We start from the raw sequence: 21,435 nt of genomic DNA, 5'->3' as shown, positions 1-21,435 counted from the left end.
TTATGAGAGGAAAAATGTTAGGCTTCGTAGGAATCCTTTTTCTGTTGACTGGCAGTCTAATATTTCTTCTTCCGGACCTTACTGCCTTTAGACAAAAACTAGTAGTGAAGAAAGAAATCAAGAAATTCCAAAAGGTCAAACGAAAATCAAAAAACGACTCTGAGTATCAGAAAGCAAAACAATATAACCGATCCATTTACAAAACCAATCAGTCAGGACTTGTAGATGCATGGAGTTATGAGAATGTCCCTGTTTCGCTAAAAGGGATCCGCGGGACCTTTGGATATATTAGAATTCCTGCAATGGATGTGGAGCTGCCGCTTTATTTAGGAGCAGACGAAGGAAACATGAAAAAAGGAGCTGCTATTTTAGGGCAGACGTCTTTGCCGATTGGAGAAAAGAATAGCAATTGCGTGATCGCAGCACATCGGGGATACCAGGGGATTCCTTATTTCCGGGAGATTGAGCGACTGAAAATCAACGATCAGGTCGTTGTAGCAAATTCATGGGAAACACTCACTTATCGTGTGGAAGCTATAAAGGTCATCAAGCCGGCGGATGTAAAAAAGGTCAAGATTCAGCCGGGGAAAGAGATGGTCACACTTTTGACCTGCCATCCGTATCGGACACATCGGTATCGGTACGTCGTGTACTGCGTTAGGGATCAGGGAGTAGAACTTAAAGATGGTCCGAATAAAGACGCTGGGAAAGCTGATATAAAGTCCTCAATGGAGGAAATCTTGTTTGAAAAAAATTTAAGAATCATTTGTATGATAATCCTTATGGTGCTTTCATGGTTCACGATAAGAGGAAGGGAGAAAGATCAATGAAAAAAAGAACAAAGACGAAAAAGTTGATTTCCGTTTTTTTGATTATGAGCATGATCGCAGGATATGGTATCTGGGATAAGATGGTTCATGCATATGAATCCTCGACAGCTACAAAATCAAGGACTTATACAAACGGGTATTACGATATCATAATAAGCGGTCCTAGCGGTACGGAACGAATGAATCTCTATTTCACATACTCCGGGAGTCAGATGACGCAGGCAGACTTTAATAATGCGTCAAGGACTATTGGGATTAAAAGAGGGTATATGCAAAATGGAAGTTTTGTTTCAGAAGGATCAGGTGTTTACGGAGCGAAACTTGTAACTTCCAGCGCGAAGACTACAAAGAACAGTAATGGGAATTATACAAGACTAAAATTTAACATCACCTTTAGCCAGCCGGCTCATCAGCAATACTCTTCAACAAGCGGGGAGAAAATCAATATTTTGTCAACAACCGGAAATACGGGGAATTTAAATTATTCTGCCTCAACCGGGGCTCACGGCACCTCTGCTAAAACGGTCACTGTAGCGTGTGATATATCCATTTATGCAGCAGGGATTGTGACATATTATTCCGGAGGGACATATCATCGATTTTGGAATTCCTTTGCACAATGCAATTTAAAAAGAAATAATTACACCCTCTCCTTTAATGGAAACGGAGGAAGCGTAAGCCAGGCATCACGTACCGTTGCATGTGGTGCCCAGGTTGGAACCCTGCCAACAGCTTCACGGACCGGATACAGCCATCGAGGTTGGGCCTGGGGAGCCGGTGATGCGAATCCAAATGCGTGGAACACTTCTTATATTTGTGCCAATACAACGTTCTATGCACTGTGGTCCGCAAACCAGTACACCATTACCTATCATGGAAATGGTGAAGACTCAGGAAGCATGGCAAATACTACGGCAACTTTCGATTCAAACGTCACCCTAAGAGGGAACGCATTCACAAGAAAAGGTTATACTTTCCTTGGATGGAGCACCAGTGCGAGCGCAGGAAGCCCGTCTTATACCAATGGCCAAACTTTTCAATGGAAGAATACTGGGAATCTAACTCTCTATGCGGTTTGGAAAAGATCTAGTTTTGAGGTGAAATTGGATGGAAACGGAAATGGGCAAACAAAAACTGTGGAAATCTCGGTTAGCAACCAGTACCTGCCTGCCAATGATTTTAAGCGCTCCGGCTATACCTTTATGGGATGGAGTGACCATGCGGAGTCTGAAAAGGTACTTTTTAAAGATCAAGGAAACGTCGGATTAGATACAGACAATACAACTCTGTATGCCGTCTGGAAAAAAACTGACGGAAGTTTTCTTCTTGATAATCTGATCCATGATGACAAGATGTTCTTGGGAGACATTTATCTGGTAGGCGGAAATGGTACGGGGTATGATCCTTCGTCCATAGATTCAAAGTATGCTAGAACAGATAAAAACGATCAACAGGGATATTTTACAAAGAAAGAATATTAGGGAGGAACCGATATGAAACCAATGTTAAAGAAAACAGTAGTCTTTTGGCTTATATTTCTCCTTATCTGCACTTCTTTCTTTTGTAACGGGGGAGGAACTCTAGCCGAGAAGAGTGTGAAAGCAGCAAGTGAAAGGGTAAACTTAAGCAAAATACTTTCCAGTAATAAGATCAATGAGTTGGATCGGCCGTCATCCGAGGGACTATGGAAGATTACAGCAGGAGGGAAAGAAAGCTTCTGTTTAAACTCTGGAAAATCGATGTGCTCCGGGGATACCGTCAAGGATAAGACCTATTATGGGGCTACCTATAGCCATAAAGCGATTGCCAAGGCTTTGACATATTATTATAAAACCCTGGGTGGAAATGCAGGTACAAAAAAGTTTGCCCTGGTGCAGGCATATATTTGGGCTTGTGGCAAAGGTGTTTCCAAGCAGACAACCGTTTATCAGGCAGGCAGGAATATAGATAAAGGATGGTCAAACGCTGATGCAAAAAAATTTTGTGATAAGATTGCAGATACTGACCCAGAAGGAACGATCCATTACTATACCGTTACAAAGTGTGTTAGAGGAAAAAAGCTTAATGCACATCAGGTCCTTTATGGATGGTCTAAGAAGAATCCGGCAGTGGAAAAAGAGAAGCTTTCTTTAAGTGACCATACGACAGCAAAAGAAAATGTAAAACTGTCTGTTAAAAAGAAGGATGCTGAGACAGGTTCCGGTCTTGCCGGCGCAACGTATCAAGTGAAATGTGATGGAAAATCTATCACTTCTGCTACAACGGACGCAAATGGAAATGCGACCTATACTTATCAGAGGAATTACACAAGCAAAACCTATAGTTCTACCAAGAACTATGTGAAAAACTGGAACGAACTGGCGGAAAGCCAGAAGAAAGATCTTACCAAGAACGGCTACTATGCCAGCAAAGCGAAAGCGCAAGCTGCTGCCAAAGCAGAGATTAAAAATAAAGCAGATGCAGATATTGCACAGCAGAAAAAGGGAAAACACACCTGGGAGGTTATAGAAAGCAGTGCACCATTCGGACACTTCCTTGCGTCAGATGCGGCAAAATTTGCTATTGAACAGCCGGGGAAGAAAAACTTTACCTTCACATTTATCAATGCAGGGAAGACCCTGGATTTGGAACTGAGCAAAAAAAGCGCAGAAAGTGATTCAGGTGTGGAAGCGACAACCATTGGAGCAAAGTATGGGCTTTATGCTGGGAATACCATTTATAAATCCGATTTAAAAACCCCGGTTTATCAAAAAGACCAGTTGGTAGGCACTTTGATCACCGGTACGAATTCTAAAGCGAAGCTTACTGGATTGTATCCGGGATATTACTATCTAAAAGAACTTTCTCCTCCAAAAGGATTTCAAAAGGATCAAGCAAGCACGGAGGTCGATCTGTCTGCATCCAGTCAGACCGTTACGCTCAAGGATCATGTTATACAAGGAAAGATCAAACTAAAAAAGACCTTCGGAGGAGAGAAAAATCCAGAAGGATCTGCGGAGTTTGAAGTATATAACGCCAAAGATCAGAAGGTGGACACCATAATCACTGATGAAGACGGAATGGCGGAAAGCAAAACACTTCCTTATGGACACTACCGGCTTCACCAGACGAAGGGAACAAAAGGGTATTCTTTTGTACAGGATATGATTGTAACTGTGGACGGGAGCGAGGAAGACAGGGTTTATGACGTAGAGGCGGATGACGAAGAGGAATACGCCTGTATTGCCTTGACCAAAACAAAGACCATTGATGATACAGAGACCAAAAGGTATGAGAAGAGTCCGGAATCTGATGCGGAGTTTGATATCTTAGATTCTGATGGAGAAAATATAGAAACCCTGGTCTTAAATCAATATGGTACGGCAAAATCCAGGGAATTAGAACCTGGAACCTATACCATCCACCAATCAAAGGCATCCAAAAATTTTGCAAAAGTCAAAGATTTTACGGTAGAAATCAAAGAAGAGGAAAAGTACGTCCATGAGTATCAATTAGATAATCCATATAATGGAAACAAAATCCGAATTCATAAAACAAAAACTAAGAATGGCAAGACGAGCGCAGAAGAAGGAGCAGTATTTACGGTCCTTGACGCTGCTTATTGTAAGAAGATCGGGACCACCGATTTAGAAACTGCAGAGCAAAGAGCTGCTTACATAGATACACTGGATGAGAAAGAAGCTTTCTTAGGGCAGATTTCCACAGATTCTGATGGGAATGCGGCGCTGCTTCTTGATGATTTTACAGGAGATGCAGGATTTATTGTGTTACAGACGGCCGGAACCAAAGCCTATGCTCTTGCGGATCCTTACTATTCATATAAGCATCAGCCGAAGGTGGAAGACGGCATCTCCGTTTATACCTTTGATGCAGATGACCCCTTTGACGATTATGCAGTATTAAAAATCAAAAAGACGATGCAGATCTCTGAGACAGAAACCGCTCCGGAAGAAGGGGCGCAGTTTCAAATCAAAGACGCACAGGGAACGATAGTAGATACGGTGACTATCAACGAAAATGGAGAAGCCAAAAGTATCCGATTAAGCTTTGGGCTATACACAATTCATCAGAGTAAGGGTGAAAACACCCATCTTTGGATGGATGATACCGAGGTGGTCCTTACAAAAGAAAACAAGCATAAGGTTGTGACTTTCGAAGCAAACGATCAAGAGAAACAGATTCAGTTTACTCTGACAAAAAAGTCCGCGGAAACAGGAATGCTATTGGATGGAGCTATTTATGGCCTTTATAACGGGGAAGATGAACTGGTGACAAAGCTTGTGACCGGGGCAGATGGAGACAAGGGAAAGGCCGTTACAGATCTTTCTTACGGAAGTTACTACATCAAAGAGATCACGGCGCCAGACGGCTATAACAAGAGTGACGCAACAAAAGAGTTTACTTTGGACTTAAAATCTGTGGATTATGATAAGGATGGGAACGGGACCTATTCTTATACAGATACGGACACTCCGGTCTATGGAGACATCTCGATTGACAAAAGCGGCGAAGTTTTGACCGGCTATTCCGACGGGGAACAAGGATTTACTTATGAGACAGCGTCGATACCTGGAGCTGTTTATGGGCTCTACGCTAAGGAAGACATTAAAAAAGATGATGGAACCGTGGTATGGAAAGCTGGAGACAAGATAGTTGAAAAAACGACCGATGAAGAAGGGACGATTACATTTACCAGAACCGGGAATGATGGAAAAGAAACAAAAAATTTCTATTTGGGAACTTATTATGTAAAAGAACTTTCCGCACCGTATGGCTATACGGTGGATCCAGAGGAACATGAAGTAACCCTTACTTGGGATATTAAGCCGGGTGACATGAACGGAACGAACCATGAGGATAACATCAAGGACCAGGAAGATCCGATTGGAAACAATACTCCGTATCCCAATTCCGGTATCTATGTATTGGAGCAGGGAGAAAAGTTCAATGAAGAGGTAAAGAATGCAGAACGTATTACCTTTACATGGAAAGAAGTACCGAAAGGGGTAGCGGCCACAGATGTATCCGCGAATGGGGATGGAAGTGTTGTCTTGTGGAAAGAAGATGGAGATTATTATGTATCCAGCCAGAAGGCAGGCCAAGTGATCTACTTAAATGCTGACAGCAGCAGGATGTTTGCGGGATGTGTAAAACTTACGGAAATTAAATTTCTGAATAACGATACGGCTTCCGTTGTGGATATGTCAGAAATGTTTTCCGGGGATGAAGCGTTAACGAAACTGGATTTATCCAGCTTTAATACAAACAATGTAGAAAACATGTCCAAGATGTTCTATGGGTGTACCGGTCTTGAGACTGTGGAAACCCTGGATCAGGAACTGAAAAAGGAAGAAGAAAAGTACGAAGATGCCAAGCCGGTCTATATTGAAGCATTGCCGAAAAATGAGTTCACTATTGGCGATGAGTTGAAAGCAGAGGACTTTACCTGGCGTTATACGTACGATGATGACGGAGAGACGGAAATTAAAGTTACAAATGCCGATGTGGAATTTAACCCGTCAACGGCAAACAAGAATGGAAAGATGAAAGTCCAGATCAGCTTTAAATCTACAAGTGCTTATGCAAAGTATCAAACGATTGAGAGTGAAATCATGGTAATCGACCCGGATGCGGAAGATGTGGCCTTACATACGACAAAGCAGGCAAGCGTTCAACTGGACGATACAGACCAGTTACAAAAGTATGCCATTCATGTGATCAAGAAGGATCAGGATGGGAATCTTTTAGAAGGCGCAACGTTCGCCTTAAAGGCAGCCTGTGAGATTGTGAATCATAAAGGAGATACGGTATTTAAAGAAGGGGATATAATATCAACTGCAGTGTCTCCGGATGACCAGTTTGGATATCTTGAATTTTTTGGATTGCCAAGCGATCTATATGCAAAAGATGGAAAAGGAATAGATATGTTTATGGTGGAAGAGACTGTTCCGCCAGATGGATACAAAAAATCGGATGAAATTTTGACCTTTAAAGGAGAGGCGGCAAACCAAGATACTGCAGCCTTCATCCATGATGTCACATCAGAGGGGAATGTAAGTGACAGTGAAACGACTTACGTTCATGATTCCAAAGAAGTGATAAATCCAAAGATTCCATATATAAGCATTAAGAAGAATTGGGATGATAACAACAATGAGGCCGGAAAGCGTCCGGTTGCGGTCACGGTAACAGCGATCAATAAAGATACCAAAGAGACTCTTACTTATACACTCAACAAAGAGAATAACTGGACGGCGGTTACGAAGATTGCAAAAGAGGATAAGGAGCAATATACATTTTCCGAATCCTGTACTGCGACAGGTTACGAACAGGTTGGAGAACTGGGCGGCACCTGGGATGACGAAACATATGTCATTTGCTTTACAAATCAATATAAGGATAAAGTCAACAAAGTAAATATTTCCGTAGAGAAAAAATGGGAAGACAACAACAATCAAGATGGAATTCGTCCTACAAGTGTGACGGTAAATATATATAAAAATGGATCTGTATTTGATTCAGCCGCTTTAAAGGCAGGCAACAACTGGTCATATGAATGGACAGGTCTGGATGCTTTAGATTCTGCCGGAGAAGAAATCGAATATGAAGTCAGGGAAGTTAATAAAGGAACGATCACTGGAGATGCCAAGACTGGTTACGCAGTGGAATATGAACCTAAAGTGAATGAATCAGAGACGGAAAAGAATATTACATGGAACATCGTAAACACGCACAATCCAGAAACTTCAAAAAAATCTATCAAGAAAGTATGGAAAGACGAAGAAAATAAAGATGCCATTCGCCCGGATTCCATTAAAGTAAATTTGCTTGCTAATGGAATCATTCAGGATACTTATACTTTGAATCCTGATAACTCATGGAAGGCAGAAACCGGAGTGCTTCCAGTATATCAAAATGGAAGCAAGGTTCATTATACGTGGGAAGAACCTGAAGAAGAATGGATTACGGGAGAATCCTTAGTTGGGTATGAGCCGTCCTACTCTACGGATACCGATGACAGTAATAAGACGATTCTTACGAATACCCATAATCCGGATGCGCAGAAAGGAGACATCGTTCTTTATAAGGAAGTGGATCCAGCAGAGATTGTAAATCTTGGAGACCTGACCTTTACATTGAAGCTGTCGGGTACTGACGTGTATGGAAAGGACTATTCAGAAACCAAGGACGTTACATTTAAGGCAGAAGATTTTAAAAAATATGCAAAGGAACATCCGGGAGAAAAGATGAAGCTTGCAGCGGTCTTTTCTGATTTGAACTACGGAACTTATACAGCCACCGAATATGGCATTGAGAAGTATTTCAAACTTGGAGATGTTACAAGTACCAGCAAGAATGTACAGATTTCTAAAACGCAGGATTCCTTTAAGGTGCAGATAAAAATCGGCCCGGACAGTGCCAGCGAAAAGCAGGCACTCAACGGAGATGTTACTTTCTTTAATGAGCTTCAAAAAGGCAGCTTAAAGATAAAAAAAATAGATGAATCCGGGAATGTCATTGCTGGTGCGAAATTTACATTGAAGGACGAAGATGGAAATGAATTATCCCAGAAGGAAAGCGGAGAAGATGGAACTCTCGTATTTAGTGAACTTACACCGGTAACTTACACAGTGACTGAAAATAAGACGAAAGGAGGACATAACTTATTAAAGAAACCATTTACAGTAACCGTACCTTTAGCTATGAGCAGTGAAGAGGCTGAAAGACAAAAAGTTGATACTTCAGATGCTGTTAAGGTTGGAGACACCTATTACTTCTATGATATGACATATGAGGTTGGAAATGGTGCCATGCTGGATCTTCCAACGACAGGGGCTTTTGGTCAGCCGTATCTTCTGCTGGTAGCAGGGTTCCTTTTGATTTTAGCAGGGGGAATCGCTTGGAAAAAGAAACGAAACGTATAAACTGGCGGGTCTTTATGACCCGCATTTTGAAAGGAAAAGATTTATGGATAAGGAAAATATCATTGAAAATAGGGCAAATTTGGAGGATAATAAAATAAAAGATCACACAGAATGCGAGGAATGTACCGAAGATTATTTGTTTTTTATGAAAGATCAGAAACACGAGTTTTCTATTGGATTAAAGACAATCCTTGCGTGCTTGTAATTGTGGAAGGGAAGGAAGCCATTTATGAAAAAGAGATTGAGGTGGAGAAAGACTATTTAGATAAGTTGAAATTCAGCTGGAAAGACAGTGAAAGAAATAAAAAGTTAAGGGATTTGGCCCAAACAGTATTGTAAAAAGCCTATGAAAGAAAATAAAGTGGCCTCATATTATTTTTAGAAGAGGTTGGTTCCATAAGGAGGTCAATATGAAGACAGTTACATTAGTGGATTTTACCCATGAAGCTGCGTCAAAGACAAAAGGATTGATTCTAAAACATAAAATGCAAAAAGAATTAGAAAAAGGAAACGAAATCTTAATTGATTTTTCTGGTATCACGAAGTATGCTCCACCCTTTTTCCATCACAGTTTTTCGGCTTTAGCTATGGTTTATGGGATGGAAGCCATAAAAAAGATTCAAAGGACGAACATGTCTGAGAATGGTAATTATGTTTTTCATGCTTCGCTTGATCATGTTGAGTTTCTTGTGAAAAATAAGAACATTAGGAAACAAGTAGAAAAAATCATAAATGATGCAGTGGAATAAAATAAGTAGATAGGTATATTCAAATAGTTCTTCTGGTTTTTTGGACACGAGGAAATAGAAGTAGAAAGGGATGATTTTTTTTGAAGGAATTGGTCTGATATAACTAAAGAGCAGATTTTGAGGAGATTGGTTATGAAAAATAAGATAAAAAGAGTAGTTACGATTTGTATCGTAATGGTACTGGGTATCATACAGACACTAGGAGCGTTGCCGGATCATGTAGTTTTTGCTGCAGAAAAGATTTCTTCTGGGGTTGAGGGGTTTTATTATTATACTGATGATTATGGGACAGTCCATTGTACAAGAGAAGATAGAATTGTTTATGAATCCTACGATGCTGCGGTAAAAGGAATTGCTGAGGTATCAAGGAAAATATTTGTAGAAAGAAAACATCAGACTTATGATTTGGAGATTCCGGTAGAAATAAAATGTGAACGGACCGATGCGATCAGCACGAACTATGCAGAAGAATTTGAGCAATCAATTCAAAAAGAGACATTTAAAGAAACAGGAAATCTGGATGAAGGTCGTACATTGGAATGGTTTACACTTAATAAAGGAAATCTTTATGCAGATAATCCAGGGGATGAAATCGCATATGTAGATGGTGCATATAAGGGGAAGTTTTGTTATGACAGTGCCGGCTATTATGACGTTTCCAATGAGAGATACGAGAAAGCCAAAGCGAAAGCGGAGAGCGCAATAGAAAGTTTGGATCTCGCTGGAAAGTCAGATTATGAAAAATGCGAAGCAATCATGCGTTGGATCAGTGAAAACGTAAAGTATGATTTTCATTATAATGGAACGAAAGAAGAGGAGGAGGCCCCAGCAAAGACAGAATATCCTTATGATATGACGGGACCGCTTTTAGACGGATATGGTGTCTGTGAGGGATACGCCAAAACCTTTTATTATTTTGCAACTGCGGCGGGCATGAATGTCCTTTATGAAAATGGGGACAATCATGCATGGAACTTAATTGAGATCGATGGAACCTACTATTATATTGATCCAACGAATACGCATTTTAAAGACGGAGAACCAACAGTAGAATTTCTTTATGGAAAAGAAAGTATGCAATATAGGTTCAAGCCGTACAAAGATGATATTGAAAATACATATCAGAATATTTCTAATGATGACTATTCAAAAGAACATTCTATATGTAAAGGAAATCATCATCTTGAGTATTCTGGAGAAAGATATGCAACATGTTCCCAGGGGGGATATAGGCATTCTGATTGCATAAATAATGGATGCTTTTATGAGGAAAAAGTCAAAACAACGGAAGCCCTGGGCCATTCATGGGAGTTGGTATCAGTAACACAGCAGCAAAGTTGTACGAAAGCAGAAATCACAACGTATAAATGTGCAAGGTGTGGTGAGACCAAAGCAGAAGAGACAAAACCGTCTCTTGGCGGCCATAAATGGGATGAAGGGAAGGTTACTACAGAACCTACCTGTACAAAACCTGGAGAACGAACCTGTACCTGCAGTGTCTGTCAGGAGACGAAGACAGAAGAAATAGAAAAAACAGGTCATAACTATGAGAAAACATCAACAACTGCCACCTGTACGACGTCTGGAGTAGCTATATATACCTGTAACAATTGCGGAGGGACGGTAAGGAGATCTGATCCAGCAACCGGACATCTTCATACGGAAGTGCGTAACGCAACAGAAGCCACGTGCTCTAAAACGGGATATACCGGAGATATATACTGCGTAGATTGCGGTAAGAAGCTTTCATCCGGAACAACCATAGAAAAAATGGATCATGAATGGATACAGCAGGAAACAACTCCGGCTACCTGTATCAAAGGAGAGATCCAAAACTTTAAATGTGAAAAGTGTGGAGAAACAAAACAGGTTCCAATTGGTAACCCACTCGGACATTCTTTTGGAGGCTGGGAGGTCACGAAGTCTCCTACCTGCACGAAAAATGGTGTGAAAAAACGTATTTGTATCCGTCCCGGATGTGATGAATTCGAAATAGATACCATAGAGCCGACGGGGCACCAACATACGGAACTGACAAACGCAAAGGAACCATCTTGTGAAACAGCCGGATATACTGGAGACACTTACTGCAAAGACTGTGATGTGGTAGTAAAAGCGGGGAAAGATGTTGCGGCAACCAGTCATGACTGGGATAATGGAAAAGTCACGAAAGAACCCACAAATAAGGAAAATGGAGTTAAAACCTATACCTGCAAAAAATGTAATCAAACAAAATCAGAAGTTATCCCCAAAAATCAGCATCACTGGGATACGGGAAAAGTCACGAAAGAACCTACCTGTACCGAAAATGGAGAAAAGAGGTTTTCGTGCACAGATCAGGGATGCGATGAAACCTATACGACAGTCGTCCCGGCAGCTGGTCATCAGCATACTGTGGTTCATAATAAAAAGGATCCAACATGCACAAAGGACGGTTATACAGGAGATACTTATTGCAAAGACTGCAAACAGCTTATGAAAGCGGGAGATATGATAAAAGCGACGGGACACAGTTTTTCTCGCTGGATGCTGAATTCCGCTGCTACTGTTTTCGTACCAGGAAAACAGAAACGAACCTGTTCTAAGTGTGGGCAATCAGAGACAAGGACTTATGGTAGCAAATTGAAAGCAACGATGAAAACAAATGCTTCGTCTTTAAAGCTAAAGAAGAAGCAGAGTACGAAGAAATTCATTGTAATGGAATTATCAAAAGGCGATTTCGTAAAATCATGGACCACAAGCAACAAAAAAATAGTGACAGTATCCGGAAAGAACAGTGGAAGCTGTACCATTAAGGCAGGATCTAAAACCGGGACAGCAAAGATCACGATCACATTGGCATCCGGTTTAAAAAAGACCATCACGGTCAAAGTTCAAAAGGGAGCCGTGGCCTGCACATCAATCAAGGATGTACCGAAAAAACTTACGATAAAACGAAAGAAGAGTTATCAGTTAAGACCCATTGTCAATCCGATCACATGTACATACGGGCTAAAGTATAAGTCTTCCAATAAAAAAATTGCAAAGGTAAACTCTAAAGGGAAAATAACAGCAGTAAAAAAGGGGAAAGCTAAGATTACAATCACCGTTGGAAAAAAGAAAATCATATGCAATGTTACAGTTAAATAATTCAGGATATGGGCAGGGAGTATTCTCTGCCTTCTTTTTTTTTTGCAATTTTCCCATACTATAAATGATTTCTTTATTGATGCACTGGAGAGTACAGTTAGGAGGCGGCGTATGAGGAATATGAGATGTGAATATTGTGGATATGAAGGTAATGATTTTGAGGAAGATTTTTTTCATCAAAAAGGAGCATGGTGCCCTGTTTGTGAAGGTTTCCAATACTATTTAGGGGAAGAAAATCATGTACCATTTCATGTACTGTTAGAAAGGAAAAACTCGGGAGTTGGAGATATCCATAGGCAGACGAGACTTAAAAAGAGAATTTCTCCTTTACGATATCCCGGAGGAAAGAGCAAAGCAATTGACATGATCTATCCTTTCCTTTCTAAGAGTAATGTGTTCGTGGAGCCATTTTGTGGAGGGGCATCAGTGGGATTAGCTATGCTGGATGCAGGACGGATCAGTGAATTGGTCTTAAATGATATGGACCAGGATCTCTACGCATTCTGGAAGACAGTCTGTGGAAATCAATATCTTGAGCTTATTGAACGAATTCAGGATTATCAACCTACAAGAGAAGATTATTTTAAGTTTCGAGAAGCATTAAAGAATCCATGTTTACAGGATGTTTTGCGTGCATTTTATTTTTTCGTCATCAACAGGTGCAGTTTTTCAGGAATTAAAATGTCAAATCCGAAAGCAGATGTCATGGATCGATGGAATGCAGAAGCTTTGATCAAAAGAATTGATCACATCCATGAGATGGCTGATGCAATCAGCGTTTTCCATCAAGATGCACTTACGATTATTGAGGAGTACTATTGGAGTTCAGATGCTTGTCTCTTTATTGATCCTCCATATGTAAAAAAGGGAGATATGTTGTATCCAGAGAAGTTTACAAGACATAAAGAGCTTTCTTGGCTGCTTACGGACCTCATAAAAGAGGTCCCAGGATGTGCCAGCATCGTTTTGACTTACGATGACGAAGAGATGATTCGAGATTTGTATGATTTTCCAAATATAGAAATCCATTTTGTAAATCGAAGATACAGCTGCGCATAAGAGTCGTAATTAGTTCGTGAGACTCAATGAAAAAGGGCCGGGGATAAGGTCCTTTTTTTATGTAACAGTGATAAACATATGAGTCCTATGAGGGAATTTTTTCTTTCATCATACTATTCATGAAAGGGTGGTTTTCCCGAACGCATATTGAAAGGAGAAAAGTAATGAAACATGGAGTAAACGTTGCAATCGCAATCGGAACTATTAAAGAGTTGGAGTTCTTCCAGCAAAACAACGATAAAAGGTTTTATCAAGGATACTTATCTTGCGAGAGACGAAGCGGAACCGTTGATGAGATCCTATTTATCATAGAAGAAAAGGTTTTGCTCGAGATGGACGAAGATGTTGATCACAAAGGAAAGCGGGTTCAAATAAGAGGCCAATACTTATCTTATAATGAGCATATTGAGGGAGCGGAAAAGAGGCATCTGAAATTGTTTGTATCCGTTCAAAATATCATAGAGGTAGATGTATCCACACCTGCAAAAAATGAACTTATTTTAGAAGGGAATATCTGTAAGAATCCAATTTTAAGAGAGACACCAAGGGGAGTCAAAATCTGTGACCTTATGATGGCAGTCAATCGCGAGGTACATGGGAAAATAATTCCATCCTATATTCCGTGCATCTGCTTTGGTGGTGTCGCCGAAGATATAGGAGAGCAGGCGATTGGAAGTGAATTGACCATCTGGGGGCGGATACAAAGCAGGATTTATACGAAGTACACAAAAAAGGGCGCCATCGAAAGAACGGCATATGAGATTGCGGTTGCATCTTATCAGATGCAGGTATAAAAATAATGTCTTATAATCAAAACAAAAATTTCGGAAACACCTTCGAGGATCTAATTAATCGAGGGTGTGATTACTATCGTAAACAAAGGGTTGGCTGTATTCTAAAGACGCCGGAACCCTTTCGGGCAATCCAAAAAACAAGTGGAGGGAGGGTTGTCGGCTTTTATGAAAAGAAGGCTCAGCCGGATTATAAGGGAACCTTATATAATGGGCAGTGTATTATTTTTGAAGCAAAATCGACGATCAAAGACCGGATCTGCCAGAACGCCGTCACAAAAGCACAAACAGACTGTTTGAATGAACATCAGGTATATCATGCAATGTGCTTCGTGATGGTGAGTATAAAAGGGCAATATTTTTTCCGTGTTCCATGGCATCAATGGAGTAAGATGAAAGAAATCTATGGAAGAAAATATATGTGCCTTGAAGAATTGCGGCCGTTCTCGATAAAAGAAAAAAATAACGTTCTGCTTTTTTTAGAGGGAATCTTCGTTCGTGAACTGGTGAAAGGATAATAACATGAAAAAATTGGTTTGCAGTAGAAAAGATTGTTTCCGCAAAGGGACTCTTTGTTGTGCAGTCTGTAAAGAAAACGATTTGTGCGAAGGGCGTTGCGCAAACGCAAAAGAAAAGGAATGTGCTTATCGCATGCGTAAAAACAGGAAACAGGAGGATATTACAAATGGAAATAATAAGAAAAGATGATATTACGATAGGAGAAGCGATTTTACATCTGTTAAACAGCCAAATAGGAGAGATCAAACTTTCCAGTGATTTATTTGAGCTTACTACAGATATGGAAGACTATCTGAAAGGGCAGCTTTTAAAGATCCTGTCCGGTGATGATGTCAAAGAGGCAATCCTTAATCAGGAAAGTGAGGTGCCGAACCTTCTGCTTTCTATTGATGAAGCAAAAGATGAGAGTTTTATTGAAACAAGTCGCATAGCGGCAGAAACTCTTTACGATATTATGTGTGAAAGCTTTATGATCCCGGCGGCCTGCTTTATGATGTTTCGTTTTTCTTATCAGCAGGATCTTTATTATGCACTTTTTAAGATCCCTCTGGAAGAAGTTTTAAAAGCGGATTTTAAAGAATCCATAGACGGGATGGATGTGGGAATGTCAAGAAGTATGGCGCTTAAGAAAAACGGGAAGTTGAAAGAAGCAATCGTCGTAAAACCCAAAGATCAAAAAGCGTGGATGTATGAAAAGAAATATGAAATGCAAAATGGAGATAAGATCTTCTATTTGTCGGAGCGGTTCTTAGAATCCATTACACAGATACCGGTCAGGCGAAAGATTGCTATCCTTGCAAAAGCCGTTAATGCAGCCTGTCAAAATATGAACCTTAAAGACCAGATAAAGTGCAGGGAAAAGGTCATAGAATCTATGGAAAAGGAGGGGTGCTTTAACATAGAAAAGATTAGCCAGGAGCTTTTTAAAAATGAATCGGAGGCAAAACGGTATTTTGACGAGAGGATGGAGCGGCATGACATGATGTACGATACGTTCATCCATAAAGAAGAGGAGAGTTTAAAACCTTTCTTATTTCATACGGTGACAACAGATCTGGGGATAGAATTAAAGATCCCAGCCAGTCTGACTGCAGGTGACATTGATTTCCGGGAACATGATGAGTCTATCATATTGACCGGGATCAAGCAGATGACTTTAAAATAAAGAAAGGAATGTGGCATAACAACAAACCGCCCTTAGAGCCTTTGGATCTAAAGAGGGATTAACCGGGCGCTATTTAGCGCCTTAAGGAAGTCTAGCTCAGTTGGGTTAGAGCACCCGGCTCATAACCGGGCGGTCGAGAGTTCGAGTCTCTTGGCTTCCACTAATGGGATATGGCCAAGTGGTAAGGCACAGCACTTTGACTGCTGTATTCGCTGGTTCGAATCCAGTTATCCCAGTTCTTCTATTCAAAATTAAATAATTGAATAGAGATACCCTTCTTTTATTGAGTGGAGTGATGCTTCCAGCTTCCATAGGTCAATTTATGATTAAAAAACGGTTAGTTAAGCAAAGAGACTAACAGCATTTCGGCGTAGAAAGTCAGCATCTTTGAACACGAGATGGACTGGGGAGTTTTCAAGAAATGCAAATGCAGAAATAATGAAAATGGTTGACTATTGTTATATAAAAAATGGAGGAAGTTCAAAATGAAAATTTTTCCTATATTTATGATGCGGGACAACAAAAACTTTCTTGTGTATATTCCGGATCTTGATGGGTATACCCAGGGAAACAGCCTGGAAGACGGTCTGTGTATGGCGAAGGAATATATTATGCTTTTGGTGAAGGAGGGAAAACGTCCCAAACCAAGCAGCGATGCGGCAGCGTTTCGGCTGGCGAAAAAAGCGGCTAAAAAGAAGATAGATTTTACCAAGGGGAAGATGTATCACATCATGGTTTCAATAAAAAAAGATAAGAAAGATAGATCTATGTGATCTGTCTTTTTTTGTGTAGCTTTTTATTTGCCATACTATGATTAGAAACTATTATTGACGCAATGGAGAATAAAAAATTTAAAATTTAGATTGCGTGCGTTTATGAAAGGAGATTGTAAATATGGGAGATACGCGAGGAAGAGCAAACCATTGGAACCAGTCCGTGATAGTCGAAGGGAACAATGTTCGCATCGTCACACATTGTTTAGTATGCGATACGGATCACGTTGTCAAACTGACACTAGATCAGTACAAAAGGCTTGTTGATTCAAGAAACGGTCAAGTGCATATACAAAAAGCACTGCCGGAACTTGATGCAGCAACAAGAGAGTTGCTGATCACGGGAATCTGTCCGGAATGTTTTTCGACGCTGCTATAGGAGGTGCCTATGATTTGTATACAGAAAACAGGCAAAGAAGAGTTTCTTCTTTACGATGATAAAAGAATTGATAAGGAGACCGTAGAGGAACTTATCAATGAAGATATCTATGGGTGGTCTGAAAAGGTTATTATATGCAGCAAAAGAGAAGCGGCCGAGTTATCAAAAAAGTTACAGTTTCTGTTATAGGGATATAAGGAGGATGCATTATGTCATACGAAGATAAATATGAGAAACACCCAATTACAAAAAGTGAAATTGAATTTCTCAAGAACCTGCAAACAGAGATGAATACTCAAGATCACGTAGGTCAGGCAGATCCAAGGTTCTGGGTTATCAAAGGAACCAGAAAAAAATATGGGATTGCAGATGGATACGAAGACGGTACACATCTTATCTATAATGCAGAAGTTGTTGCAGAAACACTCGAGGAAGCAGTGGATTACATAAAAGAAAACTTTCTTGAGGAACTTATGCAAGAATGGGAGGTTCTAACAATAAGGATGAGCAATGGAGCATTCTTTCCCCAGGCTATTGTAAAATGGCAAAATGGAAAAGAAAAGGCCCTAACCGACCTAACCGATCTCGTCGAATGGCTTGAAGGAATGGGGTATGACGACTTTGAGACAGCCAACTATACAGTAGAGGAAATTATATATCAGGATCTTCTTTTTCTTACATTAAAAGAGGCTCAACTGCATCTGAAACAAAATTACTATCATTATTCTAAAGACGCCCATCCTTATGCAATGACTGCTTGGAGAAGCCCAGAAGTTGAAAAACTTTATGGAATTCTTCATAAGGTAGATTTTGATGACTTGCTGCGGATAAGTGAAAAAAACAATGACTTAGTTAATCGAGAGGGGAAATAATCGTTATTAAAGGGGAGGTTTTATGCTGTACATCGACGCAGAAACACTTGTTGTTGAATCGGCAAACGCGGATATTCTGCAATGGGCCGACGCAGAACACTGTCATATAGCAATATACCACAAGGAAGGTGATGCCTATCATCCGGAGGGGTGGTATGCAGATAGCCTAGAAGAGGTCGTACAGTCTGTGAAAGAAAATAAGCATGTGCAAAACATTCTGCTTTCTAAACTCCATCAAAAGGGTATTCATCCGAAGCAGTTTGATATTAAGAGCTGGAATCGGAATTGCAGGATTTTTGGAGTTTTGGAAGAGGAAGGAGAGATTGAATGAAAATGAAAAAGGGTGATTATGTTATGACTCCAAGATTTTGTACCGTCATAATCAAAGAGATACTTAGTGCGAGCGAGGCTCAAGAAAAGGGATATACCGAGCCAACACACTACAGGAGTTCCGAGTATGATATTTGTGGAAAGCATATCGGTCTAAATCGAATGGAATTTGCGGCAATCAGGAAAGAAAGGAAAGGTGAATGAGAAATGATAAACATAACAAGTTTAAAAACGCTTGTACAGAAAACCAATAATTACGATGTTAAAAATCGTGCATTTGTACAACTTATCAAGCTGGTCCCGCAAGAAGACATTACTTATCTTGCTTCTGAAAACAATTTACTTAAAAATTGTAGTCGCCTAAGTGAGAGAGGGAATGAATATTGGGTCAGAGACACCTATTATGACCTGATCCGCATAAAAGGAGCTGGAGTTATCCCAGTTCCGATTTTGAAAGAAGAACTAGGAAGTGAATATAGAAAATATTGTAAAGGAATAAGGTCACAATATCGAAAAGAATATTGTGACTTCGACGAATTAGAATATTGTCTCTGCAAATTAGCAGAAGATATTCCATATCAACAGGAAAAACCAACACAAAAAGAATTGTTTCATCAATTCTATAAAATTTTTCGTCAATTTGAGAAGGAGTATATCCTTCCATTTGATGAATTACCGTTTGTGTGGAATTGGTTTAAAGAAAAAGTCTGCAACAATCATCCTCTACCTCAGATCGCATCCCCGGCGATGCGAATTAAACTCTTGAAGAGATATGAAGGATTTTTATGAAAGAGATGAGAAGATAGAATATAAGGAAGGGAGATAAGGAGAGATGAAGAGATCGCTTAAAAAGGATACAAAAGATTTTCAGATGTTTCAAGAATACTGGAAGATCTACCAGTATTTTTATGACGTGGAAGATACGGACGCTTATTGGAACGAACTCATCACTGCTTTAGAGGGGTTCTCTAAAAAATATGGTAAATTCGCATATGGAATTGCCAAAGAATACTTGGACATAAAAAGTGAAGAGTATGATTTGTCATTCCAGAAGATTGGATTTACTAATAAGGAGCCGAGGATAGATGTGACTGAAAAGAAAAATGAGGGATATCGAAACAATCTTCAGCCTATGTGTGGAGTAATTTATACAAGCTATTTTGCAAAGTTAAGGTCTTTACCGGAAAATATTGTCCCCATATCCATCTGTGGCAAGGCACCTAGCTGGTATAAAGGATTACAGTACAAAAAACTGGCTCCAAAATATAACTTTTTCAAAAAATGGAAAGAAAATCACGATAATGCTTATTATACAGAACACTTCAAAGAAGAGGTTTTAGATGAACTGGATGTTTCAAAAGTTATTTATGATTTGTTGAATTTATCAAATAACAAAACAATCGCTCTTATCTGTTACGAGAAACCGTTAGATTTTTGCCATAGACACCTAGTTTCTAGGTGGCTAAATGAAAATGGTTTTAAGTCCGAGGAATGGGGGTGATTAACTTAGAATTTAAGGAGGAAAAGATGAAATATACAGTGCACTATGAGAGCGAACCGGGAATGTGGGAATTATATAACGGCACAGAAAATATTGAGGCGGAAAGTGAAGAAGAGGCTATTGAAAAAGTGTACAGGCTTATTCACAGAGTTTTTCCAAACCGCCCACGGTGGGGATGGTATTTTACTGTAAATTAAAATTTTATGATGGCAAAAAATAGATGGTATACAGAAAGCAGACAACATACTCTTGCGGCAATAAAATTGTGTGAGTTGTATTATGCAATTAATAAAAAGTAACCTGGTATTTACTCAGCAGAGTTTATATATCACACGCAACAAGAAAACATTTAGGCATCCTGTTTTACAGCCCGCTTCGGCGGGCAGGAAGGAGGGAAGATATGACACTTAATGAAGCTATAGAGCACAGCATTGAAATAGCAAATTCCGATTGTTCAGAATGCGCCAAACAACATAAACAACTTGCTGGATGGCTGAAAGAATTGAAGGGTAGAAGAAAGTGGAGTTGGATTCCGACATCTGAAAGGTTGCCAAACAAAAACGAATACTGCAAAAATGACGGACGGTTCATTGTGACAGATGGAAACAGGGTTGAGCAAGGATTATTCGATATTTACGCAGATGGACAGAATGACCCTTACTGGCCATATCAAAGTTGCAGTCCGATAGCATGGATGCCTCTGCCGGAGCCATGCAGACCAGAAAATTAGCATTTAGGAGGGAAAAGCATGGAAATAAAATATGGAGATAACGTAACACTCAACATCAATATTACAGACAAAATGATAGAAGACTGGAAAGATCACTGCGAGCAGGCAAGTATAGTCAGGGGAAGCGGGAAAGACTGCAGTACTTGCAGTCTTGATATAGACATCGGTGACGGGTACGGAATATGTGAGCTTTCAGAAGTCAGGAAAGAGCTTAACCGTCTTGCGGGTCTTGCGGACAATTAGTATTTAAACGGGAGGAAGACAAAATATTAAAGGCCACAGGCATGAAATATGAGGAATGTTTTACAACCGCTGAATTTTATTAAAGAGAGGGTTTGGCTTCCTCGACTTTAGGATTGGAGTGATGGCATGGCGACAAGCAGTATATTAAGAGGTGTAAATATTAGAAAGAAAAAAAGTGGTAAAAGATTTTTGAGAGCTTTGGAAAAATCTAAAAAAGAAACAGGAAAAAGAAAGCTTAATATGGATAAGCCTTATAGAGAAGTCTCTGGTGATTCTATAAGAGAATTATTTAAATAATAATCTCTCGGAATCCTGAGTGATTATTATCGGCAACAGCCGAGAAACGTACTTTGAAAAGTAAATATTATTTAAAACAGAAAAAAGAACATAGAAAATAGACATAACTGTCGCTATGCCTGAAAAATGGTGTATAATAGTAA

General features: G+C 39.9%; 22 protein-coding genes and 2 tRNA genes. All 24 read left to right on the top strand.

Translation table 11 applies throughout. From position 1 onward, the window contains the following. The first annotated feature begins 2 nt into the window (after positions 1 to 2). The 24 genes from AC27EF_RS01530 to AC27EF_RS01415 all read left to right on the top strand — a co-directional run bounded on the left by AC27EF_RS01530 (position 3) and on the right by AC27EF_RS01415 (position 21,292). Complete coding sequence (locus tag AC27EF_RS01530) at positions 3 to 830, top strand: class C sortase (RefSeq protein WP_487108407.1); 828 nt, start codon at positions 3 to 5, stop codon at positions 828 to 830. Next, complete coding sequence (locus AC27EF_RS01525; protein ID WP_487108406.1) at positions 827 to 2,311, top strand: InlB B-repeat-containing protein; 1,485 nt, start codon at positions 827 to 829, stop codon at positions 2,309 to 2,311. The genes AC27EF_RS01530 and AC27EF_RS01525 overlap by 4 nt, the downstream gene beginning before the upstream one ends. Before the next feature lie 12 nt (positions 2,312 to 2,323). Further along, positions 2,324 to 8,755 carry a SpaA isopeptide-forming pilin-related protein gene (locus AC27EF_RS01520; protein WP_487108405.1) on the top strand — a complete coding sequence of 2,144 codons (6,432 nt, stop codon included), beginning with the start codon at positions 2,324 to 2,326 and terminating at the stop codon, positions 8,753 to 8,755. Between the two features lie 43 nt (positions 8,756 to 8,798). Then, complete coding sequence (locus AC27EF_RS01515; protein WP_487108404.1) at positions 8,799 to 8,960, top strand: hypothetical protein; 162 nt, start codon at positions 8,799 to 8,801, stop codon at positions 8,958 to 8,960. Between the two features lie 205 nt (positions 8,961 to 9,165). Beyond that, the gene (locus tag AC27EF_RS01510) at positions 9,166 to 9,504 is read left to right on the top strand and encodes an STAS-like domain-containing protein (RefSeq protein ID WP_487108403.1); all 339 of its coding nucleotides are present in this window, start codon (positions 9,166 to 9,168) and stop codon (positions 9,502 to 9,504) included. 132 nt (positions 9,505 to 9,636) lie between these two features. Next, positions 9,637 to 12,633: an Ig-like domain-containing protein gene (locus tag AC27EF_RS01505; RefSeq protein WP_487108402.1), complete on the top strand. Its 2,997-nt coding sequence runs from the start codon at positions 9,637 to 9,639 to the stop codon at positions 12,631 to 12,633. 111 nt (positions 12,634 to 12,744) lie between these two features. Continuing rightward, positions 12,745 to 13,692 (top strand): DNA adenine methylase, encoded by a 948-nt coding sequence (locus AC27EF_RS01500; RefSeq protein WP_487108401.1) that lies wholly within the window; start codon positions 12,745 to 12,747, stop codon positions 13,690 to 13,692. A gap of 164 nt (positions 13,693 to 13,856) precedes the next feature. After that, complete coding sequence (locus AC27EF_RS01495) at positions 13,857 to 14,486, top strand: single-stranded DNA-binding protein (protein WP_487108400.1); 630 nt, start codon at positions 13,857 to 13,859, stop codon at positions 14,484 to 14,486. A gap of 5 nt (positions 14,487 to 14,491) precedes the next feature. Further along, entirely contained in the window at positions 14,492 to 15,001 is a 510-nt protein-coding gene (locus AC27EF_RS01490) for a Holliday junction resolvase RecU (RefSeq protein ID WP_487108399.1), read from the top strand. Between the two features lie 167 nt (positions 15,002 to 15,168). Continuing rightward, entirely contained in the window at positions 15,169 to 16,167 is a 999-nt protein-coding gene (locus tag AC27EF_RS01485; RefSeq protein WP_487108398.1) for a nucleoid-associated protein, read from the top strand. 85 nt (positions 16,168 to 16,252) lie between these two features. After that, positions 16,253 to 16,327, top strand: a tRNA-Ile gene (locus tag AC27EF_RS01480). A 4-nt stretch (positions 16,328 to 16,331) separates the two neighbouring features. Beyond that, a tRNA-Gln gene (locus tag AC27EF_RS01475) sits at positions 16,332 to 16,403 on the top strand. A gap of 249 nt (positions 16,404 to 16,652) precedes the next feature. Further along, on the top strand, positions 16,653 to 16,940 hold the full coding sequence (locus AC27EF_RS01470; RefSeq protein ID WP_487108397.1) for a type II toxin-antitoxin system HicB family antitoxin: 288 nt from the start codon (positions 16,653 to 16,655) through the stop codon (positions 16,938 to 16,940). 121 nt (positions 16,941 to 17,061) lie between these two features. Further along, the gene (locus AC27EF_RS01465) at positions 17,062 to 17,319 is read left to right on the top strand and encodes a hypothetical protein (RefSeq protein ID WP_487108396.1); all 258 of its coding nucleotides are present in this window, start codon (positions 17,062 to 17,064) and stop codon (positions 17,317 to 17,319) included. A gap of 9 nt (positions 17,320 to 17,328) precedes the next feature. Next, complete coding sequence (locus AC27EF_RS01460) at positions 17,329 to 17,508, top strand: hypothetical protein (RefSeq protein WP_487108395.1); 180 nt, start codon at positions 17,329 to 17,331, stop codon at positions 17,506 to 17,508. A gap of 20 nt (positions 17,509 to 17,528) precedes the next feature. After that, positions 17,529 to 18,191, top strand: coding sequence for a hypothetical protein (locus AC27EF_RS01455; protein ID WP_487108394.1), 663 nt, complete (start codon positions 17,529 to 17,531; stop codon positions 18,189 to 18,191). 22 nt (positions 18,192 to 18,213) lie between these two features. Next, entirely contained in the window at positions 18,214 to 18,522 is a 309-nt protein-coding gene (locus tag AC27EF_RS01450; RefSeq protein WP_487108393.1) for a hypothetical protein, read from the top strand. Beyond that, complete coding sequence (locus tag AC27EF_RS01445) at positions 18,519 to 18,725, top strand: hypothetical protein (RefSeq protein WP_487108392.1); 207 nt, start codon at positions 18,519 to 18,521, stop codon at positions 18,723 to 18,725. The genes AC27EF_RS01450 and AC27EF_RS01445 overlap by 4 nt, the downstream gene beginning before the upstream one ends. Before the next feature lie 3 nt (positions 18,726 to 18,728). Further along, positions 18,729 to 19,310: a hypothetical protein gene (locus AC27EF_RS01440; protein ID WP_487108391.1), complete on the top strand. Its 582-nt coding sequence runs from the start codon at positions 18,729 to 18,731 to the stop codon at positions 19,308 to 19,310. Between the two features lie 43 nt (positions 19,311 to 19,353). After that, positions 19,354 to 20,022, top strand: coding sequence for a DUF488 family protein, N3 subclade (locus tag AC27EF_RS01435; protein WP_487108390.1), 669 nt, complete (start codon positions 19,354 to 19,356; stop codon positions 20,020 to 20,022). Between the two features lie 26 nt (positions 20,023 to 20,048). Then, a complete protein-coding gene (locus AC27EF_RS01430) occupies positions 20,049 to 20,219 on the top strand; it encodes a hypothetical protein (protein ID WP_487108389.1) in 171 nt (56 codons plus the stop codon). 203 nt (positions 20,220 to 20,422) lie between these two features. Beyond that, on the top strand, positions 20,423 to 20,752 hold the full coding sequence (locus AC27EF_RS01425) for a DUF551 domain-containing protein (protein ID WP_487108388.1): 330 nt from the start codon (positions 20,423 to 20,425) through the stop codon (positions 20,750 to 20,752). Positions 20,753 to 20,770: 18 nt separating this feature from the next. Next, positions 20,771 to 20,995, top strand: a complete 225-nt coding sequence (locus AC27EF_RS01420; RefSeq protein ID WP_487108387.1) for a hypothetical protein — start codon at positions 20,771 to 20,773, stop codon at positions 20,993 to 20,995. A gap of 126 nt (positions 20,996 to 21,121) precedes the next feature. After that, entirely contained in the window at positions 21,122 to 21,292 is a 171-nt protein-coding gene (locus tag AC27EF_RS01415) for a hypothetical protein (protein WP_487108386.1), read from the top strand. Positions 21,293 to 21,435 lie beyond the last annotated feature (143 nt).

It is taken from the genome of Anaerostipes stercorihominis, from assembly GCF_057535655.1.
Note: the sequence above shows the minus strand (reverse complement) of the source record. Positions and strands in the feature narration are given on the sequence as shown.